We start from the raw sequence: 22799 nt of genomic DNA, 5'->3' as shown, positions 1-22799 counted from the left end.
CAGTATCTTAGCTATATAAAAGAAAAACAAAGTATAACTTAAAAATAGGAGATAAAGCAATGAAAGCAACAAAGTGCATTAATTCAAAAGGTTTGTCAAAAGGTGCATTTATTTACAGAATAAAGAAAGATGGAACGAAATCTGCTCGCCCTATATTTCATCAGTTTTTTGGAGCTGAAAAAACGGCAGAGGAAGTGATAGCAAGATTAATTAAATTGAATCCAAATTCAAGATTTGAAATCGCATGATAGATTGAAATATGACAAATTCACTATATACAAAGAACGGTCATAATATGTTTGAGGTTTCATCCCTCATTCAAAAGGCAATTCGCAGGAGTAACAAAGATTACGCCTGCTATGCCGCCAATGAATTGGCTCCACGATTTAGAAACTACCTATGGAAGCGATTACTCTGTGTTTCTGCAGAGGATTGCTACGACCTTGTAACGAATAAGATTGTAGCACTCAAACAAGCTGATGATGCACAAAGCTGGCATAGTAAATCACCTCTATTCATAGAAAAGGCTGTTGGTATTCTTCTTGCTACAAGAAAGAATCGTGATGCAGATTACTTTGCTTGCAATCTGCTTAATTCAAGAGATAGAATAGAATTTCCAAAGGATGAATATGTTGGAAGTAATGCCGGATGCTATACCAAGAATGGGCATGATATGTTTTTGGTTGCTGGACTATTGGCGCGTGCTATAACCGCTAAAGATGATGTTGGAGCCGGTTACTTGGCTAATGAACTAATGGTTAGATACCGAGAGTTCCTTTGGAAACGTATTGTTTCCATTGCCAGCAATCTTAATTATCAATCCGTAACGAACGAGATTGTCGCATTAAAGAAGGCTGATGATATGCAGCCTACTACTTCTCCAAAATCATCAATCTTTGTAGCTAAAGCTGTTACTGTTCTTCTGAAAGTTGTAAGGTATGGATGTTTTAGTTTCTATGTAAATGATTTCGCTTATCCTATCGTACATCTGAAAGATTACGATAATCGGCACATGACAATACCAGATTACGTGTTTGACTGCCATACTCATAGAGGTAAACAGATGGGGAAAACTAAAAGAGAATTTATCACTGCCGAACAGTCTGCTTTAACTCCTTATAAAGAAGGTGAATATGATAAATGTAGCTGGGATAGATATTTCTATTTGGAAAAGAATGGATTCTACGATAAGAGTAATATCACTCCACGCCCGGATGAAAACCGAATGAAAGAAATAGTAGATGGATGCGTACAGCAGAGTTTATTTGATTAACAAATAATTTAGTAAAAATGAGCAAAAAACGATTTAACGGAAAAGCTATATATAACCCTTCCGGCAAAGCTGGTGAGTATAGTTACTGGGCATGTAATTTCTATACAGGATGTTCTAACGATTGCGATTATTGTTATTGCAAAAAAGGCATTATATCCCACGTTTGGAGTAATGCACCAAAACTAAAGAAATGTTTCAAAGATGAAAGACATGCTATTGAAGTATTTGAGAAGGAACTTATGCAAAACTTGCCGGATTTACAAGAATATGGTTTGTTCTTCACCTTTACAAGTGACCCAATGTTGCCTGAAACAATAGAGCTTACACGCAAGGCAATATCTATTTGCATAGACAATTTTGTTCCTGTGAAAATATTAACCAAGCGTGCTGATTTCCTAAACAAGCTGGATGGCAAATGGTCTGCTATCCATTGGTCTTTATCTACAGTAATGAAGACTTATATTGCTTTCGGCTTTACGCTTACCGGTCATGATGAACTTGAAAAATTCGCTTCTACGAATGCAGAACGCATAGAGACAATGAAAAAGCTACACGAAGCAGGTTTTAAGACTTGGGCAAGCATAGAACCTATTGTTGATTTGAAAGCATCACTATCTTGTATTGAACAAACGCTTGGATTCTGTGACTTATACAAGATAGGACTTATGAGTGGCGGCAAGCTACCAGATAAGGAGGAACTACGCATGTTCGTTGGTAGGGTATGTTACTTAACATCTGCTCACGGAGCAAAAGTTTATTGGAAAGACTGTATAAAAAAACATCTTGGACGTGATATAATAAGCGCAGCAACCGTTGATAGAAATTACAATATATTTAATGGGTAGATTATGGGAAAGAAGGAAAGGCAAGAATTATTCTTGAAACACCTAAAAGAAGGACAAGGCATTATATCATACGCTTGTGATATGACTGGAATCAGTCGAGCTTGCTATTACAAGTGGATTGATAATGACGCTAAGTTTAAAGAAATAGTTGAAGAGATAAATGAAAGTATTATTGACCGTGTTGAATCCAAGCTACTGAATGCCATTAACGATGATGATTTGACAGCGATTATTTTCTACCTCAAAACCAAAGGTAAGAAGCGTGGCTATGTTGAACGTGTCGAGCAGGATGTTAATGTTAATCCTTTCGAGCAATTGATGAAAGAGTTGCCTGACGAACCGGAAGAATAGTAGTGCTATATTGATAATGGATAATCATAAGAAGGCTGTAAATAGAATGAAGCTTTGGAGAGATGATTGGTGCTTGTTCGCTAAGGAGGTACTCAAAGCAAGATTGGATGAAGAACAGAAGGCTATACTTAGGTCTGTTCAGTTCAATCCTATGACTGCAGTAGCCTCAGGAACAGCACGTGGTAAGGACTATATTTCAGCTGTAGCTTGTCTGTGCTTCTTCTATTTAACCCCTCGTTTTGATAAAGCCGGACGACTTATTAAGAATACCAAAGTCGCCATGACTGCACCGACCGGTCGCCAAGTTGGTAATATCATGGTTCCAGAAGTTCGCAGGCTTCTTCGTAACGCAGGATGTTTACCCGGCCGACTTGTCGGGAATGACATCCGTACCAATTATGAAGAATATTTCCTAACCGGCTTCAAAGCTGACGACAGAGCAACCGAAGCATGGTCTGGTTTCCATGCCGTAAACACAATGTTTGCCGTAACAGAAGCGTCTGGTGTTTCTGAAATTATCTATAACGCTATTGAAGGTAACTTGCAAGGTAACTCTCGTCTGCTTATCGTATTCAATCCCAATATTACAACCGGGTATGCCGCTAAAGCAATGAAATCTGACCGTTTCGCTAAATTCCGATTGAACTCTCTCAACGCAGAAAATGTAGTAAAGAAAAAAGTTGTTATTCCCGGTCAAGTGGATTATGAATGGGTAAAAGACAAGGTTGATAACTGGTGTACGCCAATCAAAAAGGAGGATTTTAATGAAGGAGAAGGTGATTTCACATTTGAGATTGAGGAAAATGGAGTATTCGTGAAGCGACTATTTCGCCCCAATGACCTATTCCGCGTAAAGGTTCTCGGAATGTTTCCTAAAGTTTCCGAAGATGTTCTTATTCCGTATGAATGGATTGAGATAGCTAATGAAAATTGGAGGCGTTTGCAAGAAGAAGACTTTTCACCTAAAAAAAGTTGCAAGCTTGGTGTCGATGTTGCCGGTATGGGGCGTGATGATAGTGTACTCTGCCCTCGATATGGAAACTATGTTCCAAATTTTGAAGCGCACCAATCCGCAGGTACAGCCGACCACATGCACGTTGCAGGAATGACTACCAAGTATCTTGACAAAAAAAGCACTAAAGCATTCATAGATACTATTGGTGAAGGCGCAGGTGTATTCTCTCGTTTGCAGGAACTTGGGTATAATAATGCTTTTTCTTGCAAGTTTTCGGAAAGTGCACATGGCTTGCATGACATAACAGGCGAATATACCTTTGCCAACATGAGAGCCTATTTGTTTTGGGCTGTACGCGATTGGTTAAATCCCAAGAATGGTTTTGGGGCTGCTCTCCCACCCTGTGATAAGCTGATGGAAGAGGCTACCGAAACACACTGGAAATTTATGAGTAATGGCAATATCATCATAGAACCAAAAGAAGAAATTAAGAAGCGTATCAAACGTTCTCCAGACTGGTTCGATGCGCTCGCAAATACTTTCTATCCGTGGGATTATTTGGCTGTAAGCGATGAAGAGATTATGAGAAATATGTTATAAATTTGTAGGATTATAAAATAAGAAAAATGAAACAACAAGATTTAAACCGTATTGCAATATTCTTAGGTCAGAAGTTGCCCATTCCATCACAAGAACATATTGCTGATACTATCAAGAAGATAGAAGCGAGATTGCAGGAAAAGAAGATTAACAAGTTCGTGAATGCTTCTGTAAAGGAAGGATATGCTAAAGCATTGGAAATACTCAAAGGCAACGATGTTACTTTTGATAGATATGATGAATTAAAAACCATGCAGTCCAAATCTATTGCTGCCATTGCTGTGGATTATCTGAAAGGAGAATGCGCGCAGGAGGTTTTGTGTAATATTCCACTTAAATAGCAATAATTTATTTGTTTTTCAAATAAATACTTATCTTTGCATTAAGTATATTACACGGTATGAAGCTATGCCGTACAACTGAATAACAATGGACGAAATCACCGCTATTCTTGATAGTTCAAGACCTGTCACTGATGTTATCAGTGATTTAAAGAATAAGTCTGTAGATGTTCCCGAATGGAGCAAACTACTAAAAGATTATGAGCCTACCAAGCATAAGATTGTAGATGATAAAGAAACCCGAAAAGATAAGGTTCGTTCTGACGGAACAATTGAAAGGGCTTCACGCATCTACATTGGACTTGAAAAACTTCTCACCAAGCGTACAACCGAATTTGCGTTTGCTATCCCCGTAAGACGTGTGTATCATAATACAGATGATAATGAAAAACGCCAGCAGATAGCCAAAGCCATTGAAGCCATTTATAAGTATGCCCGGATTGATTCTGAAAACATTAAACGCGGCAACGCTTATTTTGCCTCTTGTGAAATATTCACTATCTGGTATGCAGTTGAAAAGCCTAACAGTCTATACGGATTCAAAAGTAAGTACAAGCTGAAATGCAAGACTTATTCACCAATGGATGGGGTGAAGTTATATCCTCTGTTTGATGAAATGGATGATATGCTTGCAATGTCCTTTGAATACAAAAAGAAAATCAAAGATAAAGAAGTAACGTTCTTTGAAACCTACACTTCCGATAAACACTTCAAATGGAAACAGCAAGATGGCGACTGGGAATCTATTATCGAACCGGAAAAAATCACTCTTTTTCTTGGGAAGATACCCGGTGCTTATGCTTACCGTCATGAACCTATATATCATGGGCTATCGCATATCCGTGAAGAAGTTGAATACACCCTGTCTCGCAACTCTGATGTTATTGCTTATAACTCTGCACCTGTACTTAAAGTAACAGGTGAATTGGTTGGCGATGAAGATAAAGGAGAATCTCGTAGATTATTTCGCTTAAAGAATGGAGGTGATGTTTCTTATGTTTCATGGTCGCAAGCCATAGAAGCCTTAAAGTATCATGTGGAAACTCTGCTTAAACTATTCTTTATGCAAGGGCAGATGCCTGACCTTTCATTTGAGAACATGAAAGCTCTTGGCAACATCGGCTTTGATGCAAGGCAGATGATGCTGTCTGATGCCCATTTGAAGATTGGTGATGAATCTGGCGCATGGATTGAGTTCTTTGAGCGTGAATGTAGTGTGATAAAAGAGTTCTTGAAATTCATGAATACCGATTGGAAAGATGAAATTGATAATGTTGAAGTTGAGCATGTCATAACTCCATTCATTCAGAATGATGAAACTGCTATGACTGATAGGCTTATCAAACAGAATGGTGGTAAGGCCATTAAGAGCCAGCTTGAAACGATTAAAGAAGCTGGTGCCAAAGATGCGGAAGCAACTCTTAAACAGATACAAAAAGAAGAACAAGCATCGCGGCAAGCTAGAATGAATAGCTTGTTTGAAGGTGCTGAATAACCATATAATAAATTGTAATAATGGAAAAGTATAGAAAGAAACCAGTAGTAATCGAAGCTATTCAGCTCAAGGTTGACAATTTTGATGCTGTGTGCGATTTTATGGGAGGAACCCCGGTGCCGAAGCATAATCCAAACTTCGGTGTGGACGAGCATGGTAACACTAATGAGCCTTATCTTGGTGTGTATATTGAAACGCTTGAAGGGAAAATGCTCGCAAGCTATGGTGACTACATCATCAAAGGAGTAAATGGCGAGTTCTATCCATGCAAACCGGACATCTTCGAGAAAACGTATGAACAAGCTGATTCATCCGCTTCTATGGACTTCGGTGATGCAATTGAAGTTTTGAAGCAAGGTGGAGCTATTCGCAGAAAAGGATGGAACGGCAAAGGGATGTTTGTAATCAAGCAAGTTCCAGCTCATATTGAAAGTGACATTATTCCTAAAATGCAATCTCTTCCTCAATCGGCGAAAGACCTTATTTTGGGAAGCAAAGGCTTTGTAGATTATACAAGCCAGTGTCTTATCTATAACGAGAATACCGGACGTGCCGATTCCTGGGTTCCGTCTATCAGTGATGTGTTTGCCGAAGATTGGGAAATTGTACAATAGGTAGCATGATATTTGGAATCACTTTCATAAAGAAAAAAGAGCTTAGCCGACTTACAACAGAATGCAGTAAGTTGGCTATTGCCAATGTTGAGCTATCTAAAGAGAATGTTATGCAGTCAAAATCAATATTGCAGTTATCCTCACAGCTTCGCGTACTCCAAGCTAAATTAGATTTGGAGGAAAGCATTAATGATGAGTTGCAAAAGAAACTCAACCAGCGTTTTCCTTATAAATCGTACAACAAGAAACTCAAAAGGTAATCATCATGAAAACAAGAATATCAAACTGGCTTATAAGATTAGCTGAAAAACTAAATCCGCATGACCGGGCAAGCAGCATTGAGCTAATTGATAACTATGAAGCAAAGAAGTTAGGTATCTGCCTTGGTCGTACAAAGAAAGAAATCAAGGACTACCGTAAGAAAATGAAACATGATGAAGGTTGGTCTAATCGTAAGGCTGACGAAATGCTCATCAAGGAGGTTAAGGGAGAAGTGCGTCAATCCATTATCAACTCTATCAACCAAAGAGGGCTGATTGAGTATTCCGTTGAGAAAGTTGGAGATGAACTTCATGTGACTGGTGAAATCAAAGTTTACATTAAGAAAGAATAGCATGAAAGTTCCAATAGATGACATGAGCTTTAATGAGAGTGAATATCGTAGAGGTGATAAGATTTGGAATGCCCAAACGCTCTACGATTTCGCTAAGGCAAAGGAATACCCTGTGCTTGATATGCCATTGTGGAATATAGATTTAACTACTGAACCGTTTGAATGCAATCAACTTCACAGCTTTATCTTTCAATGTAAACGTGTGCGTGACTGTTCTCTCGATTATCCTATCATATTGGATGAAGTTGGGCAAATTGCCGATGGCTACCATCGCTTATGCAAAGCTATATTAGAAGGAAAAGAAACCATTAAGGCTATCCGGTTACTGGAAATGCCTGCACCTGATAGAATTGAAGAATAATGGCAAATAAAGTTATTCCTCAATCCAAGTACCATTGCCGAGATTGCAAGCATTCGTATGATTGGCATGAGAAAGATTGGAAAGGTGATTTGTTCATGTGCCGTTGTAAGTTTTCTCAATGGAGTAAGTTTTTGAATCGTGATATATGTGATAAGTTTGAGAAGAAATAGCTCATGGCAAAGCCTAAGATTCCAAATCAAAAGAAGAAGTACCAAGAACTCAACAACCGGCTAAATAGATATGTCTCCCTTGTTGAGCAGATATACGACGCTCTTAATTTGGAGGCTGCCAAAATCGTTTCACGTACCGATTATTCCGCAGACAGCAATAAACCGTTTCAATGGTCTGATTATCCTCAAACAAAGAAACAGATAGCGGATATCCAATCGCAATTTGTAAATGACATTCATACTGTTATCTATCATGGTACTTCTGATGAATGGAAGAATAGTAATGAGGTGCAGGATTTGATGGCTGATAAGGTTTTGAAAGCCTATACTGCTACTGTGGATAAGCAGAAGTACAAGGTTTTCTATCAAACAAACTCCGATGCACTGAAAGCGTTTCAGAACCGCAAAGACAAGGGGTTCAATGTGTCTGCCAAACTTTGGCAACAATCTACTATTTACAAGGAAGAACTGGAAGCTGCTATCTCTTGCGCTATTCAGAAAGGCACCAGTGCTGTTACGTTGAGCAAGCAAATCTCTAAATATCTGCTCGATTTTCCATCGTTACAAAAGGACTACAAAGAGAAGTACGGAAGTGCCGAGCATTTGAAAGATTGCGAATACCGTTCTATTCGGTTGGCACGGTCTGAAATAAGTATGGCTTATCAAAGTGCAGAAAACGAACGTTGGAAGCAGATGGATTTCGTTGTAGGCTATGAAATTAAACTTAGCGGAAGACACCCGGCTCATGATGTTTGTGATGACCTTGCAGGAAAATATCCAAAAGATTTTGTTTGGACTGGTTGGCATCCAAATGATTTGTGCTATAAAATTCCTATCCTCAAAACAGAGGATGAATTTTGGGCGTGGGATGGACGTAGCGAGGCGACTACTGAAAGCGTTAATGAGATAAAGGATGTGCCGGACAATTTCAAGAAGTGGGTTCTTGATAATCAGCAACGAATTGAAGATGCAAAGAAACGAGGTACCCTTCCGTACTTCTTGAAAGATAACCAATCTTACCTAAAAGAAGATAAAAGCGAATATATTGAAGCTATTTCCAAATACACAGGTTCATACTATCCAAGAATTAACCAATATTTAAGAGGTCAAAGAAAGCAACTTGATAATGACACGCTTTCTGTTATTGACGGTATTAGTAAATACATCAATCTCTCTGACAAGTATATTGGTACAAGCTATCGTGGCATTACTGCTGATAGAATAATGTTTGACAAGTTGAAAACTTTAAAGAAAGGTAATGACTACATAGAGAATGGATTTATGTCAACATCTGCAAATAAGCTCGTAGCAGAAGATTTTGCCGATGGAACAGAGTACAAAATCATCTTTGAAATCAAAGGAAAGAATGGCGTAGATATTTCATCTATATCTGATATGCAGGAAGAAAAAGAGATACTATTCGACAAATCATCTAAGTTTAAGATTACGAAAGTTAAGGTTGTTGATAAAAAAATATTCGGCAATCTGTATATCTACATGGAAGAAATATAAGATTCCATATTTCGCTAAATCAAATATTTTTCTTACCTTTATACATAAATAATACCGCTATGATTGGAGCAATAATAGGTGATATTGTAGGCTCACGTTTTGAGTTTGATAATATCAAAATTAAAGATTTTGAATTGTTTACGAAAGATTGCAGCTTTACAGATGATACCATTTGTACAATCGCAATCGCTGATGCTATATACCGAAAGATAGATTATAAGGACGCACTTCTTGAATGGTGTAGGAAATATCCAAATCCGAAGGGTTCTTATGGCGTATCATTTGAAAGGTGGTGGAGAAACAATAACCCACAACCATATAACAGCTATGGTAATGGCTCTGCTATGCGTGTTAGCCAAATAGGATTCTACTATAATTCGCTGGACAAAGTTCTTGAAGAGGCAGAAAAAAGTGCAAAAGTTACTCATAACCATATTGATGGCATCAAAGGGGCACAAGCCATTGCTGGTTCAATATTCCTATTACGCACCGGAAATACTAAAGATGATGTGAAAAAATGGTTGGAATCTACATTTGGATATGATTTATCACAAACTATTGCTTTCATTCGTTCATGCAATAAGTTTGATGAAAGTTGCCAAGTTACCGTACCACAAGCGATAATCTGCTTTCTTGAAAGTAATGGATTTGAAGATGCCATCCGAAATGCAGTGTCAATAGGTGGAGATAGCGACACCATTGCTTGTATTGCCGGAGGATTGGCAGAGGCACTCTATGGGGTCCCAGATAATATTTTTGATAAAGCATATACATATCTCGATAAAGAGATGAAGCGCGTTCTCAAAAAGGCATTGAGGACAAAATTTTTAAACCGAGTAATAGAAACATCTTAGTTATGAATAATGAGTTATTAACAAAAGCGTTGCAAATCGCTACCAAAGCTCATGAAGGGCAAACAGATAAAGCTGGAGCACCTTATATTTTCCACCCTATACGTGTATCAAATAGATGCTTCACCAATGACGAGCGTATTGTAGCATTATTACATGATACGATAGAAGATACTTACGTTACCTCAGATTATTTGTTATCAGAAGGATTTCCTCGCAACATAGTAGATGCCATACTTTCGGTCACTCGCAATGAGGATGAAAGCTATGAAGATTTCATTAAGCGTTCCCGTCTTAATCCTATAGGTAGGCAGGTTAAGCTTCATGATTTAGAGGACAACATTGATATAACACGCTTAAACGAACTTACAGAAAAAGATGTTCACAGATTAAATAAGTATCTAAAAGCGTACAAATACCTAAAAGAGTAACCGCTGATGTACAATTACATTCAGTTTCACGGCACGGAGTATAAGATTACTTTCGTGTCGTGCGTGTTTTAAATTACTGCCCTTATAAAATTCTTATTTTCAAATTAGTTGCTTTTTTACCTGTTAAACCTTGTTTAGCTCATTGTTAATCAGATATATAAATTGTATATTTTACTAATAATCAGTACATTAGCTATATAAAAGAAAAACAAAGTATAACTTAAAAATAGGAGATATAGCAATGAAACGGGTATATAGCAAAGACATAAAAGCAATGAAGTTAACAGAAAAAGAAATGTGGTGGGCAAAAGATACTTTTGACGACATTAACAAAAATGGTGTTGATAATAGTCTTAGATATTATCTACGCACAGACCATTATGATATAAGAGATAAAACTTCTATGCTCAAGAAAGCACTCAAATACTTTGCTAAAAAGTATCTTAAAGAGATAGGAGCATACGGCCAATGTTCGTTCTGGGAAATGAGTTGTTATGTAGCCGATATACTTTGCGTTTCTGCATGTGAGTTGCAACGTTGGTATCGCGGAATGAGTTTTGATGATAAATCAATATATATTGCAGAAACCTTCGGTCTTGATACTTTTGGAATTTATGAAAAAAGATAATACATCCAGTAATATAAGTTTAACCAGCTGGGCGAAAGCCCTGCTACAATATATAGAGCAATGGTAAAGAAAGCAGTCGAATATAAGCTATCCGCAAATAAATGCGAGTTCGAGCAAAAGAAAATAATGTCTTCAAGCGATGTTTATGATTACGCCAAACAGTTTTACTTCGATGATTTACTTATATATGAAAGCTCATTTATTATACTGACAAATAGAGCAAATAGTGTTCTTGGTTACGCAAAAATATCTCAAGGTGGAGTTGCTGGCGCATTTGTTGATGTGAAAATAGTAGCAAAATATGCAATAGAAAGCCTCTGCGAAGGCGTGTTTTTTATTCACAATCATCCGTCAGGAAATGTGAAACCATCCATAGAGGATAGGAAAATCACTGACAAACTAAAGAAAGCTCTTTCTCTTTTTGCGATGAAGGTTTATTATAGTTTTGATAATGAGATAAAATATATTTCAATTTATTTGTTTTTCAAATAAAATTAGTATATTTGCATCCAAAGCGTATGAAGATGTACGCCACGGAACTTGTCGTAAAAACTCATTGCTCAGAATGTTTTTAAGTTCTACGGAATAGTCTGCTGGCATACGTTGCTACGCAGACTATTTCTTTTTTAACAACTTAAAATTCATTTAGTAATGGACAGAAAACAACAAGTTTTGTTGAAATTGAAACCGAAAATGAAGGCGTTCGGGTTCAATAAAAAGGAGCTGATGAGTGTCGCTGCTCGTATTGCCGACAATCTAACCTCCGCAGATGATGCCTCCGATGAGGATGTAAATGCAGAAATTGATACTCAGATTGATGCAGTTCTCCCTTACCTACAAGTCGGCCAGTCTTTTGCCAATCGAGTAATTGAAGAGAATCGCAAAAAGAATGACGATGACGATGAAGTCGGTGACGACGATGAACCATCGAATACTACCAATCGCCAGCCGGGTTCAAACAAGAAAAATCCAAAAGACAAAGGAAAGAGCGACGAGGAGCCTGCATGGTTTAAAGCGTACCGCGAACAACAAGATGCTCGTTTTGCTGCTATTGAAGGAGAAAAAACGACCACCACTCGCAAGGCAAAACTTGAAGCAGTATTGAAAGATTCAGGCACATTCGGAACTCGCACATTGAAAAGCTTCTCAAAAATGAGCTTTGAAAATGACGATGAGTTTGAAGAATTTCTTTCCGAAGTTGAAGAGGATTTAAAAACTTACAACCAAGAACGCGCAGATGCCGGACTTTCCACAATGGGAACACCGCCAGCCGCCGGAGGAGGTAAGCCGAAAGAAGATGAGCCATTCAGCGACAACGAGATTGATGCTATGGCTGATATTTTGTAACAATTAAAATCAAATTAAAAATGGGTGTAGTAGATGTAGGTACCATTGAATCTTTTGGATTCGGAAATGATCCTATTGTTATCCGCAGGTATATTGCAGGGTATCAAGGTGGAAGAGTACTCGATGTGTCTGATTTCACAGAAGAGTTTATTCGTTGTGGGCATATCATTATCCGCGATAATGATAAAGAAGTAGAAAAGCCTCTTGGCATAAGTGAAGGTAAGTATGTTAGCCTTCCGGCTAATTGTGAATATGTAGGTGTAGCAACATCTACCAAGTCTAAGGATGAGCCGTTTGTAGGCATTATGTATAGTGGAGAGGTTAACGACATTGCAAGTCCTTATCCGATTGACGATGTTTTGAAAGCTGCTTTGAAAACAGCCATCCCCACTTTGGTATTCAAACATGACTAAGAAAGGAGGACTAATTTATGAATGAATCATTATTCCAGAGATACGTTGCTAAGTTTTTCCCGAAACTTCAACGTTTGATTGAGAAGGTAAATGGTAAGAGAAATAAGAAACTTACCTATCTCCACAAAGGAGAGGGAGCTATGTTGCGCACCGAGTATTCTCCAGATAACAAATGGGAAAGCACAAGCGTAAACACTACCTATGTAGCTGCTGACTTTGTGGCAGTAGATTCCGAATTGCCTATCAAGACACGTGACAGCATTGCATCTGCCAACGGTAAACTTCCAAAAATTGGTATGTCTAAGATTCTTAAGGAATCCGACATTAACAATATCAATGTTATGGAAGCACAAGGTGGTAATGCAAAAACCATTGCAGGCAAACTTGCTAATGACGCCGTAGCTTGTTCTGTTGGTATTGACGAAAGAAACGAGTACAACTTCTTGTTTGCTCTTTCAAATGGATATGTAGCTATCAAGGATGAAGATAATCCTAACGCATTGATGAGACTTAACTTCAACTACTTCAAAGAAAACACTTTTGGCGCAACCGTGAAAGACGAGATTTCATTATCGGACATCAAACGTGTTATTAAAAAAGCAGATGACGATGGTAATACTATCACCGAAATCTGTATAGCAAAATCCACTTATGACAAGCTGCGCCAAACTCAAGAAGCTAAAGAACTTGTCGCTAACTACAACGGACAGGCGTTCACTAAAGATACCGTCCTTCCTGTTCCCTCAGGTACTAAGTTTAACGAGGCATTTGCAGATGATAATAATGGAATTACCTTTAAAATCATTGACCGCTCTGTTATTATCGAAGAAAACGGGAAAAAGAATCCTAAGAAACCTTGGAACGCCAATCGTCTTATTTTCATTTGTAATGACGTTGTTGGTACATTGGTATATGGTCGTCTTGCCGAGCAGACCAATCCTGTTAAAAACGTATTGTACAATCTTGTAGATACTTTCAAACTGATTTCCAAGTATTCGCTTGTCAATCCATTACGTGAAATCACCGCAGGCCAGGCATTTGTCGCTCCAATTATTGAAGATGTAGACCAAATCTATGTTCTCGATATTTCAGAAGCGCAGGAAGTAAATACCACAGAGGAAGAAAAAGATACTACCGATGTGAAAATTACTGTCTGGGGAACTACTTACAAGAAGCCTGAGTTCATTGCTGCTTTGAAAACTATCACAGGTGACCGTGTTGCTGCCAACATCAGTGATGCCAAGCTGATAGAAAAAGTCAATGCTTTGAATGATGAGCAGGAGGCTGCATTGAAAGCCGCTGTTGAGCCCCATAAAGCAACTGCGTAACCTATGAAGACAATCCTACAAGCACTGAAAGATGAAGTCCACTACAAATTGAGTAGTGGCTTCTTTGAGAATCGCCTTCTTGAAAGAGAGCTTAATGGTAATGATGAATGCACCATTGAAATCTTTAAAAGCAAGCCTTTTAAAGGTGCTGTAGCTGATTGTCTGCGAAGTCTTGTTCAAGCTCAAAACTATACAGAAGGAGATGTTTCTATGAGTTTGTCCGATAAGAAGGTTGAGGAAGCAAGAAACCTTGCTAATTCAATCTATCGCTCTATTGGAGAATTTGATAAATGCTTTGGTGAGCCAACTGTTTACGTAGGAGGATAATTATGATACTTGACGATAGACCTCACAAACTTCAATACCTTGTGACTACTCCCGGATATGAAGACGATAATGGAGATTACCACGAAGGCGAAAGTCATTACGAAGGTGATATTCCGTGCCGCCATGTACCCAATGGAAAAGCAGAGGAAAGAGAGTTTGAAGATGGTGTTGTCAGAACGTATTCAGCCATTGTTCGTCTTAATGCAGATTGCAGAGAGTTCGCTATTGATGACAAAGTTAAACTATTTCTTCTTGGAGGTATTGAGCGTGAATATAAAGTGAAAGGATTTAGTAGGTATCAAACATACTGTAAATTATGGGTATAAATAAGTCTAATTCTAAAAGAATAAAAGTACGTCAATTTTCTAAAGAAGGAAAATTGATTAACGATTATGAAAGTATGGCTTTGGCTGAACGGTCTCTTGGATTTCCCAAAAATTCACTTTCAAGTTATTTTAGCAGGCATGGCAATACACTTCATGGTTTCAAATGGAAGAAAATTATGGGTATAAGAATGACTACGCCGATGAGCGAAATCAATGCTGCTATCAAAGCAGAAACTGAACGTGCCAATATGCTTACCATACGTGCGCTTTCTTATCTTGGGGAGATGTGCGTTATTGAGGCAAAGGACAGACCGCAAGAAGCAAGTTGGTTTGACCAATCAGGCAACTTGCGTAGCTCCATTGGCTATGTAATCGTTCATAATGGTAAAATCATCAAGTATTCAGAGTTTAACCAAGTGAAACAAGGTACTGATGGAATAAAGGAAGGCAAAGAACTTGCTACGGAACTCGCTAAACAATATAAGAGTGGTTATGCACTTATTGTGGTTGCTGGAATGAACTATGCCGAACTTGTAGAAGCTATGGAAAACAAGAATGTGCTCGCTTCTGCTGAATTGTTTGCAAGGAAAGAACTTCCCAACATGATGAAAAAGCTTAAAGTGCAAATCAGTAGTGACGAACTCAACTTGTGGGGATTATCAATATGATGAAGTCAGACATTGAAATCAAGGATGATATTTACAAATTCATCAAAGGATCTGCTCTTGAAAAGGCTGTTACCGGGAAGCTGAAGAAAACAAGACGCCCCGCCAACTCCGATTTGGAAGACATCGTTATTTCGATTCTCGATAATGAAGCAGGTCAAATGCAGAAAGCTTTTGTGAATGTGAATATCTATGTCCCGGATGATATGCGCGATGGACAGGCAGAAGAGAAATCAATCCGCTTGCGTGAGTTATGTAAGATTGCCTATAACCTTCTCAAAGTAGGGCGTGGAAAAAGTTACCGTTTCACGTTGGATAAACAAAGGGTATTTGAAGTGAACGGTAAAAACGAACACTTCATCAATAATAAGTTATTGTATAAACAAGTAAATGAATAAAGATTATGGAACTATCATGGGGAAAGCCCACTATTAAGATTGGTAAGTTAGGAGCGAATGGTGAAGCTCCTACAACTTGGATTGATATTCCTACTCCGGTAGAGAACTCTACAAAGTTGACACCTACAAAAGGCACAAAAAGAGAAGCCAAGATTGAAGGAGGAGAGAATGAGGCAGTTAAGTATGCTGCCAATACATACGTCTTTGAATTTGAAATTCGTGCTGGTAAAGGACGCACAAAGCCGGTTGAAGATGTTGATGGTGTTATTGCAGGAGAATATGCCGTTAAGCTTCAGCCCGAAGATCCTACGGTTGAAGGCATCGTCATCGACCGCTCCACGATGTCTGAGGAAGAAACATTCGATACCGAAAACGGTAAGAAGTGGAAATACACCTTTGATGTCTTGAAGCCAAATACTGGAAATCAGGTAAAACATGAAGTTGTAAATTTTAGTGGTGCTGGCAGCCTTAAAGTAGTCATCTCTGGTGATGGTGGTGCTGGCATGTGGAAGCTATCCACTGAAACCGATTGGCACAAAAGCGGAGTGCAAATTTTCTCAACTAAGGGAAGTGCAACCATTCAGTACAAGGATGTAACTGGTAAGACCAAGCCAACGCAAACCTCTGCCACTGTCAAAGAAGGCGAGATTGTTGAAGTGGCAGCTTTGTACACCGCCCCTGCTTAATGGGTATAAAAATGACAAGCGGAATTAGACGCCCTTTGCTGGTAGGGGGATAAACCAGCCTTATGCGGGATTAGTGTAGTGATAGCACGCATACTTACCAAGTATGAATCAATGGTTTGAATCCATTATTCCGCTCTAATTAAATTATTCGTCATGGAAGACATGGATTTATTAGAAATGGATATCGTTGACACCATCATTGAAAGACCATATGGCTTTCATGTTGGTGATCGGCATTTCTACATATATCATCCGACATTAGGCAAAACATATCTTCTTTTAAGGCTTTTCAAAGAATTGGGTATAAACGATGAGATAATTTCTGCTAACCCATATATGGAAGCATTAAGGTTATGTGAGTCGAAACGGGATATTGTTTGCCGGATATTAGCTTATAGTACATATTGCTCGAAGGACGATATTCTTGATAACCTCAAGATTGATAATAGGGCTTCTCTGTTTAATGAATGGCTTGATAGTGAAGAGCTTGCTACATTATTTATCGTGATTCTTTCATTTGGCAGCATAGAATCTTATATCCATCATTTAGGTATTGACAAAGATATTGATTTGAAGAATAAAATATCTGAACTTAGAAATAATAGCGGGTTTATTTCATTGGGCGGACATAGCGAGTATGGACTGTTGATAGACCCTGTATGTGAACGCTATGGATGGAGTAAAGATTATGTGTTATGGGGTATTAGTTATTCTAATTTGAAAATGCTGTTGGCTGATAAGATAGAATCCATCTCTTTGAGTAAAGAAGAGATGAGGCGGCTGCATATATTCGACAATAAGAATTACATCAATGCTGATGATCCGAAAAACAAAGAGATTATAAGAGAACTTTTGAATGATTAAATAGCCATTTAAAAAGCGTATGAGGCTGTACGCTACAACACTATAACGAAAATACTATGGCTGGATTACATTTCGACATAACCGGTGATAACTCCAATCTCCTACGCAAGCTTGAAGAGGCACGTAATGGAGTCGCTACAACCTCAAAGAAGATAGAGGAGAGCGGTATGAGCATCGAACAGCTGTATGGTAGAATGACCAGTGCTGCCGCTGGTTTCGGTGTGGCTCTGTCCGCGAAGGAAATAGTTTCAAATGTTGTTCGTGTCCGTGGTGAGTTCCAGCAATTGGAAGTAGCTTTCAATACTATGCTTGGCAGTGAAGAGAAAGCAAGTTCCTTGATGTCTCAACTTGTTAATACCGCAGCCAAAACGCCGTTTGACCTTCAAGGTGTCGCCAATGGAGCCAAGCAGCTGCTCGCCTACGGTACTGCCGCAGAAGATGTAAACGACACGCTTGTAAGATTAGGTGACATCGCCGCCGGGCTTTCCATTCCCTTGAATGACCTTGTCTGGCTTTATGGAACTACTATGACGCAAGGCCGTCTGTTTACTCAAGACTTGCGGCAGTTTCAAGGCAGAGGTATTCCTTTGGCAGATGAACTGGCCAAGCAGTTTGGGGTTGCAAAAGATAAAGTCGGCGAGCTTGTCACCGCTGGTAAGGTTGGTTTCCCTGAGGTACAAAAAGCTATCGAAGCCATGACCAATGATGGAGGAAAGTTCGGTGGGCTTATGGAAGCACAATCAAAAACCATTACCGGGCAGATATCCAATATAGAGGACGCTATCGATACAATGTATAACAACATTGGTAAATCATCGGAAGGATTCATCAATGATGCCTTGTCCGGTGCTTCTTATTTGGTTGAGAACTATGAGGAAATAGGAAGGATCGTATTGGAATTAGTCGGTACTTATGGGGCTTATAAGGCTGTTCTTATCACCATTACCGCATTGCAAAGGGTTAATTCGGCTGTTGTAGCCCAAGCTGCCGTGGAACAACAGTTTGCGGCTCTTGCTGGACATAAATTGTCTGACGCACAAGCTTTAGCCGCCGCAAAAACGAAATTATTGACGATCGCCCAGCAGGGTTTAGTCAAATCGTTAAAGGCTGCTGGTGCTGCGTTGGTTGCCAACCCGTATATTATCGCAGCTGCCGCAATCGCTGGAATGTCATTGGCTATTTACAAGGTAGTCACAGCTGAGACGGCTATGGAAAAAGCCAATAACCGACTGAATGACGCTATCAAGGAGTCGAATAAGGCCGCCTTGTCTGATCAACGTGAATTGGCAAAGCTGAAAGGCGAATTGTCTGCTACCACGAAAGGGACGAAAGAGTATAATAGGATAAGAGACGTGATTGTCTCAAAATACGGGCAGTATGACAAGAACCTGAAAGACGAGATCGACAAGGTCGGTCTGCTGGATGAGACATACCAAAACTTGACCAAATCCATCCAACGGTCATTCGATGCTCGACAATATGAAAAATTCAAGCAGGAACAAAGCACAGCCCTTGACGATGTAATGTCTGACAATCTAAACGAGATGTACGATAAGCTGGTCGGGAAATGGGGTGATGAACTCGGTGCAAAGCATTATACTGAAATCAAGAATGCTTTGATGGTCGGTGAAGAAATACCAAGTCATTTGAATAATGTCGTTAGTAATATGTATGGCATTTGGGCTCAATCTTTACATGGCTATATAAATAATATCCGTGAAGCACAGAAAGCTACAGAGGAAGCAGACAAGAAAGCACGTGTGAAATTTGGTATTGAAGACGGATCCGGTAATAGTGAAGATGAAGGGAAGAAGAATGGAACCCAAAAAGAGTTATCTTCCATATCTGAAGAAATAAAAGCAGTTACCGAGAAAATAGTTACTCTCAAGCAAGAACTATCCGATCTGCGATCAGGGAAGACAACCGCTGAAGCCGGTAAGACCGTCCAAGATACCATCGAAGAAAAAACGAAAGAGTTGAAGGCTGCCGAAGATGCCATGTCTACACTTACCGGGAAAGATAAAGCATCTGATAAAAAAATGGAGGATGAGCAGAAAAAACAACTCGAAAAGCAAAAGGCGATCTATAAAGAATTGCTCGACCTCCGTCTCCAGAACCAGCAATCCGAGATCAACCAAATGAAGGATGGTTCAGAAAAGAAGATAGCCCAGATAAATCTTGACTACGATAAGGAAATAACTGCCATACTCGCTAAAGAACAGGAATGGAAGGAGGCACAAGGCGGAAAGTTGACACAAGAACAGGTAGTTGAGATTCGAATGGCAAAAGTCAATGCCGGGGCCAAATTAGGAAATGCGACATCTGATGTTACCCATGAGCAGATTGAAGCAGAAGAACGCGCCATGAACGAATACCTGAAAGAATATGGTTCATATTTGGAAAAGCGTCAGGCTATCACGGAACTTTATAATGAGAAGATAGCAAAGGCTACTACGGAAGGAGAACGGCTTTCCCTTGCAGAAGGTATGAAGAAGGAACTGGCAGACGTGGATAATGAAGCCCAAAAGAGCACCTCCATCATCACCCGGCTGTTTGATGATATGAGTAAAAAGAATATCTCCTCTATTCGTGCCATTGCGGATGAAGCGGAAAAATTCTTGTCTTTTCTTGAAAGAGGGGAATATTCATCTGATAATTCATTCGGTATTACCAAAGAACAGTTTGATGTGCTTCGCAAGTCACCGGATCAGTTGAAGGCCATCAAAGATGAAATAGCCAACGTCCGCCGTGAAGCCGACCAAATGGAAACCTCTTTTAATAAAGTATCAAATGGCCTGAAAAAAGTATTTGCCTCAGAAAGTGATGCCAGGAAGTTAAAAGAAGGTTTGGCTGAGATAGAGGAGGGCATGAATGAGATCATGCAGGCCGGGCAATTCCTTTCTGATACGTTTTCGAAGTTCGGAGATTCGTTCGGTGGTGTATTCGGTGGGATAGCTGAAGGTTTCAGCGTGGCTATGGACACTGTAAGTTCTGCAATGAACGGTGCTAAAGCCGGTTCCATGTTCGGACCGATCGGTGCGTCTGCCGGTGCTGCCATTGGCGTAGTTACCTCTTTGGCTGGTGCCATCGCCAAGATCCATGACAAGAAGAACGAGAAACGTATCCAGCGGCTGCAGGATCAGATCGACACATTGGATAAATCCTACGGTAAGTTGGAAAAGTCAATCGAGAAGGCCTATTCAAAGGATGCTTCCAAAATGATCGAGCAGAACAACAAGCTACTGGAGCAACAGAAAGTTCTAATCCAGCAACAGATCAGAGAGGAACAGAAAAAGAAAAAAACTGATGACAGCCGTATCAAGGAGTGGCAGGAACAAATCGAGGAAATCAACGACGTCATAGCGGACAACAAGGAGAAGGCCGTGGACGCTATCTTCGGTGAAGACCTGAAATCCGCCATTGACAACTTCGCTAACGCACAAGCCGAAGCATGGGCTTCCGGTGAAGACCGGGCAGAATCGGCAAAGGATACTGTCAAAAAGATGATGCGCCAAATGGTTACAGAATCCATCAAGGCTGCAACGGAATCTTCCGGTGCAATGGAAAAGATCCGTGACAAGCTGAAGGAGTTCTATGCTGACAATGTCCTTTCCGGTTGGGAACAGGATTATATCTATAACATGGCGGAAGAACTGCAAAAGGAGATTGACAGGCAGTTCGGTTGGGCTGATAGCTTGATGAAAGATAAGGTGGAAGAGCCGGAGAAAGAAGAAGTTTCTGAAAATTCCCTGAAAGGCGCGTATGCCAAAGCCTCCCAAGAAAGCATCGACCTATTGGCCGGTCAGACCGGGGCCGTCCGTGTCCTGTTGGAAGATATCCGTGGCGGTATGCAACCGATCCGTGAACAAATGAGGCTGATCTATGATATGCAGTCCAAAGGCTGGGAAGATGTGAAGGCCATCCGCGAACTATCAGATAAAGTGGAAAAGAATACCGATCGGATCGCCGAGAATACGAGAGAGATCAAAGAGGTTGCCGGTAAGATATCGGAAAACACTAGAGGCACGGTTGATGCCCTGGAAGGTACTATTAACGTAAAAGTAAAAATGTAACATGATGGACAAAGAGTTTTTTGAAATAGCAAACCGGTTGGGTGCCTGTCGGTTGTTGCATGGCACAGAAAGTAAAGAAGAGCTTATGCGCCTTCTGCTGACACCGCAGGGTACGGAGTTCTGCACGAAGAACAATTTCCCGTCTATGGAACAATTACGGGAGTTCCGAGGTGTAAAGGCTGAAAACATGGGAATCTATATCGAGACAGATGTGGAACTGACGAATCCGGCAAAGGTATTTCTGGCCGGTTCCAAGGCAATCCTTCATTTTGATACGATCGGCCGCTACAACGTGATCCTGATGCACGGGGCGGAAGCCGAGATCCATGCGAGTAACTATGCCGTGGTGTTCGTAAAGAACGCGGGAGGTAAAACGATAACTCATAAAGACCATACAGCACGTGTATTATGACAATAGACGGAAAAGACATATATACCGAATGGGGATGTAAGTTATTGGAAGGTTCTTTTGATGATCTTCTGAAATACCCCAAACGTAAGGCGGTCAAATATAACAACTGGGCGGAAGTCGATGGGATCGATCCCGATCTGTCGGTTGTGGAGTTCGAACCTAAAACTGTCAAGTTGAAATTCCTCATGAAGGCAGAAACGCTTGAACAGTTCTGGTCCGGGTATAGGAAGTTTGTTGCAGATCTGTCCGCTCCAGGCTATCGGGAATTTGATCTTATTCCCGGCATGACCAATCGTTTGCGGTTCAATGCCGGAATCTCCTATGACAAGTTCATCCCATTTAATGCCGGAGAGAACCTGTCATCATTCGAGCTGTCCTTTACGGAAGACGACCACGCAATTTATCCGGCAACTCCGGCCGGCGGTATCGGGCTTCGCGGGCAGTATGCGATCAATGGGATAGACTTTGCAGACTTCGGTATAGGATCGGATGACAACCAGGAGGACATCTTGAAATATCCGGCGGTTAAGACGCCGTTCACTGATGGCCGGACGGTAGACCTTTCGACGGTCAAAACCCAGCATCGGGAAATAAAACTGTCCCTTTGGATGTTGGCCGGCAGTGTGGAGGAGTTTTTGAACAACTACCGGGCGTTCTTTAGCCAGATAGCCGGTGTAGGAAATCAGGAATTATATATTAAGACGTTGGATGGTATCATTCAGGTGTACTATACGGATTGCCCTTCTTTCTCAGTGGAGATTTGGCGGGAGAACCGGATTGGCGTAAGGTTCACTATTTCTGTTGTCGCTCCTGTAGTGAGTTGGATAGATGCCGGCGGTGATGTTCGTTACCGTGTGCTGAAAGATCCGGATTTGGGGTTACTGGCAGATGAGCAAGGTAAAATAATAGTTTTCAATTGA

27 protein-coding genes and 1 tRNA gene are annotated in these 22799 nt (G+C 40.1%); all 28 read left to right on the top strand.

Annotation, left to right across the window (positions count from 1 at the left end; genetic code table 11):
- Window positions 1-59: 59 nt before the first annotated feature.
- A complete protein-coding gene (locus tag RDN79_RS02380; RefSeq protein WP_298546674.1) occupies window positions 60-248 on the top strand; it encodes a hypothetical protein in 189 nt (62 codons plus the stop codon).
- An 11-nt stretch (window positions 249-259) separates the two neighbouring features.
- On the top strand, window positions 260-1273 hold the full coding sequence (locus RDN79_RS02375; RefSeq protein ID WP_308572827.1) for a hypothetical protein: 1014 nt from the start codon (window positions 260-262) through the stop codon (window positions 1271-1273).
- Window positions 1274-1290: 17 nt separating this feature from the next.
- Window positions 1291-2118 (top strand): radical SAM protein, encoded by an 828-nt coding sequence (locus RDN79_RS02370; protein ID WP_298546670.1) that lies wholly within the window; start codon window positions 1291-1293, stop codon window positions 2116-2118.
- 3 nt (window positions 2119-2121) lie between these two features.
- Window positions 2122-2469 (top strand): hypothetical protein, encoded by a 348-nt coding sequence (locus RDN79_RS02365; RefSeq protein ID WP_298546668.1) that lies wholly within the window; start codon window positions 2122-2124, stop codon window positions 2467-2469.
- Between the two features lie 16 nt (window positions 2470-2485).
- Complete coding sequence (locus tag RDN79_RS02360) at window positions 2486-4024, top strand: hypothetical protein (protein ID WP_298546666.1); 1539 nt, start codon at window positions 2486-2488, stop codon at window positions 4022-4024.
- Between the two features lie 26 nt (window positions 4025-4050).
- A complete protein-coding gene (locus RDN79_RS02355; RefSeq protein WP_298546664.1) occupies window positions 4051-4365 on the top strand; it encodes a hypothetical protein in 315 nt (104 codons plus the stop codon).
- 88 nt (window positions 4366-4453) lie between these two features.
- Window positions 4454-5860 (top strand): phage portal protein, encoded by a 1407-nt coding sequence (locus RDN79_RS02350; protein WP_298546662.1) that lies wholly within the window; start codon window positions 4454-4456, stop codon window positions 5858-5860.
- A 20-nt stretch (window positions 5861-5880) separates the two neighbouring features.
- The gene (locus tag RDN79_RS02345; protein WP_298546660.1) at window positions 5881-6474 is read left to right on the top strand and encodes a DUF2829 domain-containing protein; all 594 of its coding nucleotides are present in this window, start codon (window positions 5881-5883) and stop codon (window positions 6472-6474) included.
- Between the two features lie 265 nt (window positions 6475-6739).
- Complete coding sequence (locus RDN79_RS02340; protein ID WP_298546658.1) at window positions 6740-7087, top strand: hypothetical protein; 348 nt, start codon at window positions 6740-6742, stop codon at window positions 7085-7087.
- A 1-nt stretch (window position 7088) separates the two neighbouring features.
- Entirely contained in the window at window positions 7089-7448 is a 360-nt protein-coding gene (locus tag RDN79_RS02335; RefSeq protein WP_298546656.1) for a hypothetical protein, read from the top strand.
- A 173-nt stretch (window positions 7449-7621) separates the two neighbouring features.
- Window positions 7622-9130, top strand: coding sequence for an ADP-ribosyltransferase (locus RDN79_RS02330; RefSeq protein ID WP_298546654.1), 1509 nt, complete (start codon window positions 7622-7624; stop codon window positions 9128-9130).
- A 59-nt stretch (window positions 9131-9189) separates the two neighbouring features.
- Window positions 9190-9984, top strand: a complete 795-nt coding sequence (locus RDN79_RS02325) for an ADP-ribosylglycohydrolase family protein (protein ID WP_298546652.1) — start codon at window positions 9190-9192, stop codon at window positions 9982-9984.
- 2 nt (window positions 9985-9986) lie between these two features.
- Window positions 9987-10412 (top strand): GTP pyrophosphokinase, encoded by a 426-nt coding sequence (locus RDN79_RS02320; protein ID WP_298546650.1) that lies wholly within the window; start codon window positions 9987-9989, stop codon window positions 10410-10412.
- Window positions 10413-10653: 241 nt separating this feature from the next.
- Window positions 10654-11040 carry a hypothetical protein gene (locus RDN79_RS02315; RefSeq protein ID WP_298546648.1) on the top strand — a complete coding sequence of 129 codons (387 nt, stop codon included), beginning with the start codon at window positions 10654-10656 and terminating at the stop codon, window positions 11038-11040.
- Window positions 11041-11100: 60 nt separating this feature from the next.
- Window positions 11101-11532: a JAB domain-containing protein gene (locus RDN79_RS02310; protein WP_298546646.1), complete on the top strand. Its 432-nt coding sequence runs from the start codon at window positions 11101-11103 to the stop codon at window positions 11530-11532.
- A gap of 159 nt (window positions 11533-11691) precedes the next feature.
- Window positions 11692-12387, top strand: a complete 696-nt coding sequence (locus tag RDN79_RS02305; RefSeq protein WP_298546644.1) for a hypothetical protein — start codon at window positions 11692-11694, stop codon at window positions 12385-12387.
- A gap of 20 nt (window positions 12388-12407) precedes the next feature.
- Window positions 12408-12800 carry a hypothetical protein gene (locus RDN79_RS02300; protein ID WP_298546642.1) on the top strand — a complete coding sequence of 131 codons (393 nt, stop codon included), beginning with the start codon at window positions 12408-12410 and terminating at the stop codon, window positions 12798-12800.
- Window positions 12801-12817: 17 nt separating this feature from the next.
- Window positions 12818-14128, top strand: coding sequence for a major capsid protein (locus RDN79_RS02295; RefSeq protein WP_298546640.1), 1311 nt, complete (start codon window positions 12818-12820; stop codon window positions 14126-14128).
- 3 nt (window positions 14129-14131) lie between these two features.
- Window positions 14132-14455, top strand: coding sequence for a hypothetical protein (locus RDN79_RS02290; RefSeq protein ID WP_298546637.1), 324 nt, complete (start codon window positions 14132-14134; stop codon window positions 14453-14455).
- 57 nt (window positions 14456-14512) lie between these two features.
- Window positions 14513-14737 carry a hypothetical protein gene (locus tag RDN79_RS02285; protein WP_298546635.1) on the top strand — a complete coding sequence of 75 codons (225 nt, stop codon included), beginning with the start codon at window positions 14513-14515 and terminating at the stop codon, window positions 14735-14737.
- A 34-nt stretch (window positions 14738-14771) separates the two neighbouring features.
- Window positions 14772-15449, top strand: coding sequence for a hypothetical protein (locus RDN79_RS02280; RefSeq protein WP_298546634.1), 678 nt, complete (start codon window positions 14772-14774; stop codon window positions 15447-15449).
- Window positions 15446-15844, top strand: a complete 399-nt coding sequence (locus RDN79_RS02275; RefSeq protein ID WP_298546632.1) for a hypothetical protein — start codon at window positions 15446-15448, stop codon at window positions 15842-15844. Before RDN79_RS02280 ends, RDN79_RS02275 begins: the two co-directional genes overlap by 4 nt.
- A 5-nt stretch (window positions 15845-15849) precedes the next feature.
- Entirely contained in the window at window positions 15850-16530 is a 681-nt protein-coding gene (locus RDN79_RS02270; RefSeq protein WP_298546630.1) for a hypothetical protein, read from the top strand.
- Between the two features lie 64 nt (window positions 16531-16594).
- A tRNA-Gly gene (locus tag RDN79_RS02265) sits at window positions 16595-16665 on the top strand.
- 18 nt (window positions 16666-16683) lie between these two features.
- Window positions 16684-17394, top strand: coding sequence for a hypothetical protein (locus RDN79_RS02260; RefSeq protein ID WP_298546627.1), 711 nt, complete (start codon window positions 16684-16686; stop codon window positions 17392-17394).
- Between the two features lie 56 nt (window positions 17395-17450).
- The gene (locus RDN79_RS02255) at window positions 17451-21467 is read left to right on the top strand and encodes a tape measure protein (RefSeq protein ID WP_298546625.1); all 4017 of its coding nucleotides are present in this window, start codon (window positions 17451-17453) and stop codon (window positions 21465-21467) included.
- Window positions 21468-21471: 4 nt separating this feature from the next.
- On the top strand, window positions 21472-21879 hold the full coding sequence (locus tag RDN79_RS02250; protein WP_298546623.1) for a hypothetical protein: 408 nt from the start codon (window positions 21472-21474) through the stop codon (window positions 21877-21879).
- Complete coding sequence (locus tag RDN79_RS02245; RefSeq protein ID WP_298546622.1) at window positions 21876-22799, top strand: hypothetical protein; 924 nt, start codon at window positions 21876-21878, stop codon at window positions 22797-22799. The genes RDN79_RS02250 and RDN79_RS02245 overlap by 4 nt, the downstream gene beginning before the upstream one ends.

Source organism: uncultured Parabacteroides sp. (genome assembly GCF_902493135.1).
Taxonomy (GTDB): Bacteria; Bacteroidota; Bacteroidia; order Bacteroidales; family Tannerellaceae; genus Parabacteroides.
The sequence above is the reverse complement of the archived record's forward strand: the minus strand, read 5'-3'. Positions and strand labels throughout refer to the sequence as shown.

Excerpts from the sequence above, each read along its gene's own strand:
- RDN79_RS02380 (WP_298546674.1), top strand. The coding sequence starts at position 60 with ATGAAAGCAACAAAGTGCATTAATTCAAAAGGTTTGTCAAAAGGTGCA.
- RDN79_RS02375 (WP_308572827.1), top strand. The coding sequence starts at position 260 with ATGACAAATTCACTATATACAAAGAACGGTCATAATATGTTTGAGGTT.
- RDN79_RS02370 (WP_298546670.1), top strand. The coding sequence starts at position 1,291 with ATGAGCAAAAAACGATTTAACGGAAAAGCTATATATAACCCTTCCGGC.
- RDN79_RS02365 (WP_298546668.1), top strand. The coding sequence starts at position 2,122 with ATGGGAAAGAAGGAAAGGCAAGAATTATTCTTGAAACACCTAAAAGAA.
- RDN79_RS02360 (WP_298546666.1), top strand. The coding sequence starts at position 2,486 with ATGGATAATCATAAGAAGGCTGTAAATAGAATGAAGCTTTGGAGAGAT.
- RDN79_RS02355 (WP_298546664.1), top strand. The coding sequence starts at position 4,051 with ATGAAACAACAAGATTTAAACCGTATTGCAATATTCTTAGGTCAGAAG.
- RDN79_RS02350 (WP_298546662.1), top strand. The coding sequence starts at position 4,454 with ATGGACGAAATCACCGCTATTCTTGATAGTTCAAGACCTGTCACTGAT.
- RDN79_RS02345 (WP_298546660.1), top strand. The coding sequence starts at position 5,881 with ATGGAAAAGTATAGAAAGAAACCAGTAGTAATCGAAGCTATTCAGCTC.
- RDN79_RS02340 (WP_298546658.1), top strand. The coding sequence starts at position 6,740 with ATGAAAACAAGAATATCAAACTGGCTTATAAGATTAGCTGAAAAACTA.
- RDN79_RS02335 (WP_298546656.1), top strand. The coding sequence starts at position 7,089 with ATGAAAGTTCCAATAGATGACATGAGCTTTAATGAGAGTGAATATCGT.
- RDN79_RS02330 (WP_298546654.1), top strand. The coding sequence starts at position 7,622 with ATGGCAAAGCCTAAGATTCCAAATCAAAAGAAGAAGTACCAAGAACTC.
- RDN79_RS02325 (WP_298546652.1), top strand. The coding sequence starts at position 9,190 with ATGATTGGAGCAATAATAGGTGATATTGTAGGCTCACGTTTTGAGTTT.
- RDN79_RS02320 (WP_298546650.1), top strand. The coding sequence starts at position 9,987 with ATGAATAATGAGTTATTAACAAAAGCGTTGCAAATCGCTACCAAAGCT.
- RDN79_RS02315 (WP_298546648.1), top strand. The coding sequence starts at position 10,654 with ATGAAACGGGTATATAGCAAAGACATAAAAGCAATGAAGTTAACAGAA.
- RDN79_RS02310 (WP_298546646.1), top strand. The coding sequence starts at position 11,101 with ATGGTAAAGAAAGCAGTCGAATATAAGCTATCCGCAAATAAATGCGAG.
- RDN79_RS02305 (WP_298546644.1), top strand. The coding sequence starts at position 11,692 with ATGGACAGAAAACAACAAGTTTTGTTGAAATTGAAACCGAAAATGAAG.
- RDN79_RS02300 (WP_298546642.1), top strand. The coding sequence starts at position 12,408 with ATGGGTGTAGTAGATGTAGGTACCATTGAATCTTTTGGATTCGGAAAT.
- RDN79_RS02295 (WP_298546640.1), top strand. The coding sequence starts at position 12,818 with ATGAATGAATCATTATTCCAGAGATACGTTGCTAAGTTTTTCCCGAAA.
- RDN79_RS02290 (WP_298546637.1), top strand. The coding sequence starts at position 14,132 with ATGAAGACAATCCTACAAGCACTGAAAGATGAAGTCCACTACAAATTG.
- RDN79_RS02285 (WP_298546635.1), top strand. The coding sequence starts at position 14,513 with ATGAAGACGATAATGGAGATTACCACGAAGGCGAAAGTCATTACGAAG.
- RDN79_RS02280 (WP_298546634.1), top strand. The coding sequence starts at position 14,772 with ATGGGTATAAATAAGTCTAATTCTAAAAGAATAAAAGTACGTCAATTT.
- RDN79_RS02275 (WP_298546632.1), top strand. The coding sequence starts at position 15,446 with ATGATGAAGTCAGACATTGAAATCAAGGATGATATTTACAAATTCATC.
- RDN79_RS02270 (WP_298546630.1), top strand. The coding sequence starts at position 15,850 with ATGGAACTATCATGGGGAAAGCCCACTATTAAGATTGGTAAGTTAGGA.
- RDN79_RS02260 (WP_298546627.1), top strand. The coding sequence starts at position 16,684 with ATGGAAGACATGGATTTATTAGAAATGGATATCGTTGACACCATCATT.
- RDN79_RS02255 (WP_298546625.1), top strand. The coding sequence starts at position 17,451 with ATGGCTGGATTACATTTCGACATAACCGGTGATAACTCCAATCTCCTA.
- RDN79_RS02250 (WP_298546623.1), top strand. The coding sequence starts at position 21,472 with ATGGACAAAGAGTTTTTTGAAATAGCAAACCGGTTGGGTGCCTGTCGG.
- RDN79_RS02245 (WP_298546622.1), top strand. The coding sequence starts at position 21,876 with ATGACAATAGACGGAAAAGACATATATACCGAATGGGGATGTAAGTTA.